At 37.3% G+C, this 5,486-nt stretch carries 3 protein-coding genes; all 3 read left to right on the top strand.

Annotation, left to right across the window (positions count from 1 at the left end; all coding sequences use genetic code 11):
- The first annotated feature begins 434 nt into the window (after nucleotides 1–434).
- Nucleotides 435–2,999, top strand: coding sequence for a BafA family autotransporter (gene bafA, locus ACFIO3_RS08115; RefSeq protein WP_375607692.1), 2,565 nt, complete (start codon nucleotides 435–437; stop codon nucleotides 2,997–2,999).
- A gap of 354 nt (nucleotides 3,000–3,353) precedes the next feature.
- Nucleotides 3,354–3,662 (top strand): hypothetical protein, encoded by a 309-nt coding sequence (locus tag ACFIO3_RS08110; RefSeq protein ID WP_375607691.1) that lies wholly within the window; start codon nucleotides 3,354–3,356, stop codon nucleotides 3,660–3,662.
- Between the two features lie 172 nt (nucleotides 3,663–3,834).
- Nucleotides 3,835–5,486, top strand: a 1,652-nt coding sequence (locus ACFIO3_RS08105) for a pertactin-like passenger domain-containing protein (RefSeq protein WP_375704294.1), incomplete at its 3' end; no start/stop codon positions are given.

The following is a 5,486-nucleotide window of genomic DNA, read 5'->3' as shown; positions in this document are numbered from 1 at the left end:
GAGGCCCATTATGTTAAAGGACGTAAAACAAAACAGTCCCTTCAGGGTATTTTAGGTGTACGCTATAGTTTTTAATTATATGGTTATTTTTTAGTTACCTTTAAATGTATGATTGTTTAAAGGTCTTTAATAAAGGTTCAGAGAACAATTTTTCAGAGCATGCAGTTTTGCTTTTCATGATAAGCTGTATACCCTTATATACTTTATTATGCATTACTTTTTTCTTTGATAAGAAAACTCCGAGGAAATGCTAAAGAAGCACTATAAAAACGCCCTTATATTCGTGATCAAAAAAGTATTTAAAAAACTGTAAAGAACAATTTTTTATGAGATAAAGAGAATTTTTAAAAAGGATTGTTTGCAATCTAAGGTTGAAAATATGTTTTGTAGAGCTAATTACGTTTGGTGTCTATGCAGACGTGAAGGGGGAGGATATGGCGATACAATATAAATGGAAACGAAATTTTTGGATACTCATGTTGAGCAGCTGTTTTGTGCATGCTGCTTCTGCAAATGAGGGGGGGGCACCGCTTTTTTGTCAATCTTCAAGTTATGAAAATGACAAAGTATTTCACAATCAATACAATGAGGATATGAAATCAGCAAGATGCATCCTTGGAGCCTCTCATGATGTCATGGTAAGAACGCGCAATGAATTAGACTTTTTAAAAAAGCCTAGTGATTTTATTATGGATAAGGGTTCTAGAGTATTCGTGAGTCAACAGGCGCTTGACAGCAATTATCGTGACAATATTGGATATAATACACAAGAACAAAATACTGCGTTTCTTAAAAAACCTGAACTTATCTCCATTAAAGATGGGGCCCTGCTAGAAAATTATATCCTTGATAATGAAGGTAAAGCATACATCTCAAATGATGGTGAGATTGATAGTCCTGGGCGATCCATTAATAATACAGTAAAGAATGGTGCAGAGCTTTATGTGTATGCAGGAGGTCTCAGTGAGAATAGTAAAATTGAACATGGTGGAATTGAAAATGTTGAGGCTTTAAAGAGAAAACAAGGACTTTCGAAAAATGCTGTTGTTAAAGAAGGCGGACAACAAAGTGTTGGAAATGGAGGAAAAGTAGAGGGGACTAAAATTTATGGTGGTGAGCAACTGGTTTTTGGGGAAGGGGATGTTGGAGAAGAGGTTAAAGGGAGTAGTGCTTCTCATACCGTAATTTATGGTCAAGATGAAACACTAGGCCAACAAAAAGTATATGATGGGGGAAAAGTTTGGAATACGAAAGTTATGCGAGGGGGCGTACAAGAGATTGGAAAAAAATCTCAAAGTGCAAAAAATAATGGTTTTGCGTTTGATACAGAGGTTTTTGGTGGTGGTAAACAGCGTATCTTAAAAGGTGGTCAGGCCATTGGAGTTACTTTAAATGAGAACGCTATTCAGGAAATAGATACTGATGGATCTGTAAAAAATCTAACAATGAATGATGAAACAAAATCATGGGTGCATGCTGGAGCGACATTAGAAGGCAAAATACAGGTAAATCATTCTGGGCAACTTCATCTTTATGCTGGGAATAATCAACATCGCACTACAGTAGAAGATATTATTTTGAATGGAAAAGATACAAAACTGTACTCTATTACTAATGAGTTTGATGGAAAAAGCTCTTTGATACAAAAATTAAGTGGTGAGGGGAGTGTTATTTTTGCATTTACTGGTTCCGATCCATATTATTCTCAGCTGCATGTGAATAATCTTTCAGGCAGTTTACATTTTGCATTCAATACTACGATTGCCCATAATCGTGGTGATTATCTCTTGGTTGAGAAAGGGGCAGGAAATCATACGATAATTGTTGCTGATTCTGGCGTTGAAATCACGGATCCTTTTTCAAATAAACGTGATTTAATTACGGATCAAAGTGGTGGAGCGAATTTTACGCTGACAGATCTTAAGGGTGAAAAAATTAACGCCATTGATGGTGGAACTTATATGTATGGATTGAAAGAAAGAAAGGATGAAAATGGAAAAGTGTGGTTTTTATCGGCAGACCGCCTCAGTGGGCCAGAAAACTCTATTCCAGATCCAACAAATCCTTTTTTTCCTGGTGAAACATCAACGACTCCCTCTACAGATGCAGTGTTAACGTTGTCCGTAGTCCCTGGGCTTATTTTTAACAATGAGTTGCAAATTATACGGAATGGTAGAAAAATTTGGGACAGAAATAAGAAAGATATCGAATTATGGACTTATGCGATTAAGAGCAGAGAACGTGTTGCGACAGGCCATACACACTTTAAACTTGGGCAGACAGGTTTAGTCTTTGGTGCTGATCAGTTGAGTGAATTAAGGCATGGAGAGTTGTATGTTGGTGGTTTTGGGAGTTATGATCAAGCACGTGTTTCTCATGCACGAGGTGGTGACAGTAGTTTGAGCTCTTACAGCATTGGAACTTACGCAACTTATTTTGATCATCGTGGATGGTATATGGATAGTGTTTTGAAATATAATTATTACCAGGATGATTTGAAAGCCATCTCAACGAATAGCTTAGTGATTCAAAGTCATTACAATCAGTGGGCGATAGGTGGATCATTTGAGATTGGTTGTTATTTTGAACCGGCACAGAATACTTGGATGCAGCCTTATATCAAGCTAACAGGTTTGCAGGTTGAAGGTAAAAAAATAAAACTTTCCAATGGAATGGTCGGTGATTTAAGCCCATTGACTTCATTCCGCAGTGAAGTTGGATTGACTGCAGGACATGAATTTTTTGTGAATTCAGAAACTTCATTAACAGCTTACATTATGGCAGCTTGGTTGCGTGAGAATATAGATAATAATTATACGACAATTAATAACCAGCATAAATTTATCACGGACTTATCAGGCAGTGCGGGTAAATTGGGAATTGGCTTAAACGGTTCGGTCAATGATAAACTAACACTTTATGCGGAAACATACTATCTAAAAGGACATAAGATTAAGAATGCTCTTCAAGGTATTTTGGGGTTACGCTATAGTTTCTAAATATGTGTGTACACGGCTGATTAACTTTATAAATGTCATTATTTTGTAAGCTTAAACAGATAAAGCTAGCTCTGTCTTCTCGAGAGTATAGAGATCTTACTCAAAGAGTAAGGATGCTTTTATACTCTCTTTTAAGATAAGGTATTAATTTATAAAGAGTGTTCATTGTTTTGCATGTTGAATGAGAGTTCCAAATATCGTAAGATTCTCTTATTTCAAATCTGCTCCATGTTAAATTAATCAAAACCATTTTCTTACACGTCACAAGCGGGGAAGCTTGCGTGGATAAAAATTGTACAAGAGAGAATTAAATGTACCTCTTATAAATTGCTTCAAGTATAAAAGAGTGTTGCGTTGCAGCATTTTAGAGCTAGAAAAGTGCGTGATGGTGCTGGTTTGCTTCGCCATAAGCGTAAAGATGATGATGCTCATGGATTACCATTATACTATTCATGGTCAACGTTAGGAAATGGGCTTGGGGCTTTGAGAGATATCTCTTTAAAACAAGCGCGTGAATGTACACTCCAATGGCGTTTTATTTCACGTGAAGATAGTGCCCCATTAAAGGGCACGAGCATTTTTTTCATCCATAATTCCAAATATGCAAATTATTCCTTGAATTCAAATAAATATTTTGAATTTTATTCAGTTTTTCTGCCTTAAGTTAGAGTTTTTAGTGGTTTATAGATAAACAACTTATAGTTGTTTAGATTAAAAAAATACACTAAAAAATTGTGTTTAGACATAATTAAAACACATTATGATACAATCTAAAATGAGCTACCTACGTAGCTGTGGGATATTTTTCTAAATAATTGAGAATGGAGTGTGGATAATGCGGTATAAATACAAATTAAGTTTTTCAGTATTGATGATCAGTAGTTGTCTTGTGCAAATTGCAAGTACAGCTGAGAGCAGAAGTAAAGGACTAGCAATAGTAGAATATGTGGGAAATGGAGCAGAAATACCAAAAGGTTCAGCCCTGACTCTTTCCCTTTTCAGCAGCAATATTGTGGTTGGGGATGGCAGTGTTGAGATTGTTGAAAATGGAGCAACTTCTGTAGGTTCCACTATTAAAAAAGGGGGGATGCAAATAGTTACGCGTGGAGGAAATGCAATAGATGCTAAAATTCTTGGAGGTAAGCAGTTTGTTCATGAAGAACCAAACCTTGATCTTACAAGCGTGGAGAGAAGGAGTAGTGCTTCTAATACTACAGTTTCTGGGGGTAGTGGAGCAGTGGGTCAGCAGAATGTGTATGATGGGGCAGTGGTTTGGTATACGAAAGTAGGAGATAACGGAGAACAAAATCTTTACGCGAAGCAAAGACAAGAGGGGGGAAAATCAATGTATGCTGAGATTTCTAAGAATGGCAGACAACACGTCTTAGCGTTAGGAGAGTCTTATGCTACTACTTTGAAGGAGAAGGCTATTCAAGTTGTATATCCTGAAGGGTTTGTGGATACTTTAACAATTACGGATTCTGCTAGGTCATGGTTTCACTCTGGTATTCAAAAAGTCGTTGGAGAAGTAAGGGTCAATAATCATGGAGAACTTTATTTGTTTGCTGGTGATAGGACAAACCATATCACTAAGAAAAAGATTCCTATAGAAGAGAGAGCTGATGAAACAATATTTGAGGTCGGTGAACGGAATATAGGAGAAAAACCTCAGATTGAAATTGAAGATTTAGGGGGACATGGAGGAACGGTTATTTTTACTTCTATTCCGTATGATCCACGTCATATTTCACTTCATGTTGAGAAACTTTCAGGGGATTTGCATTTTCGATTCAATATTAGTGCTACTTGGGAGGCAAGTGATTACTTGACGATTGGTGAGGGGGCAGGTAATCACAAAATACACGTTGCAGATTCTGGTGCTGAAATTACAGGTCCTCTCTCACAAAGGAATAGTTTTGTTACTGAGATTCCGTTAGTTACCGATAGAAGCCAAAATGAAGGAGCTAATTTTACTCTGACAGATTTTTCGGGCAAGGGCATTACAGCTGTTGATGGTGGGACCTATCAGTATCAATTAGTGAAGAGAAAAAGATGTGCGAGTTCTAGTGGTTATTCTACAACTTGGTATTTATCTAGGGATTCTTCTGAAGATATGGGACGTTCGAATACTGAGATACAATGTGGAAACAAGAAGATGAAGGTTCCTCTTACCTTGTCTGATCAAGGGGATTCTTCTGGAGGAAAAAAGGCTGATCGTCGTCCATCTAAAAAGCAACCTCCTAAGTCACGGCCTCCACGTCATTTAAGAGAAGCACAGAAGGTTTCTAGCGTTTTGGTATCTTCTTCTCAAGAAAATCAGACTCGTGTAGCGTTACCTCCATCAGTTCCTCATCCTCTTTCTGATGAAAAGCAACAAGCTGCTGTTTTAACATCTTCACCATCTTTAGCTGATCAGATGACTTTGCGGCCAAACACTCAGGAACAACCTTCTCCACACTTGAGTGAGACGCTTCCAGTTTCTGACTT

The sequence above is a fragment of the Bartonella sp. AD328YNZD genome, assembly GCF_042196425.1.
The sequence above is the reverse complement of the archived record's forward strand: the minus strand, read 5'-3'. Positions and strand labels throughout refer to the sequence as shown.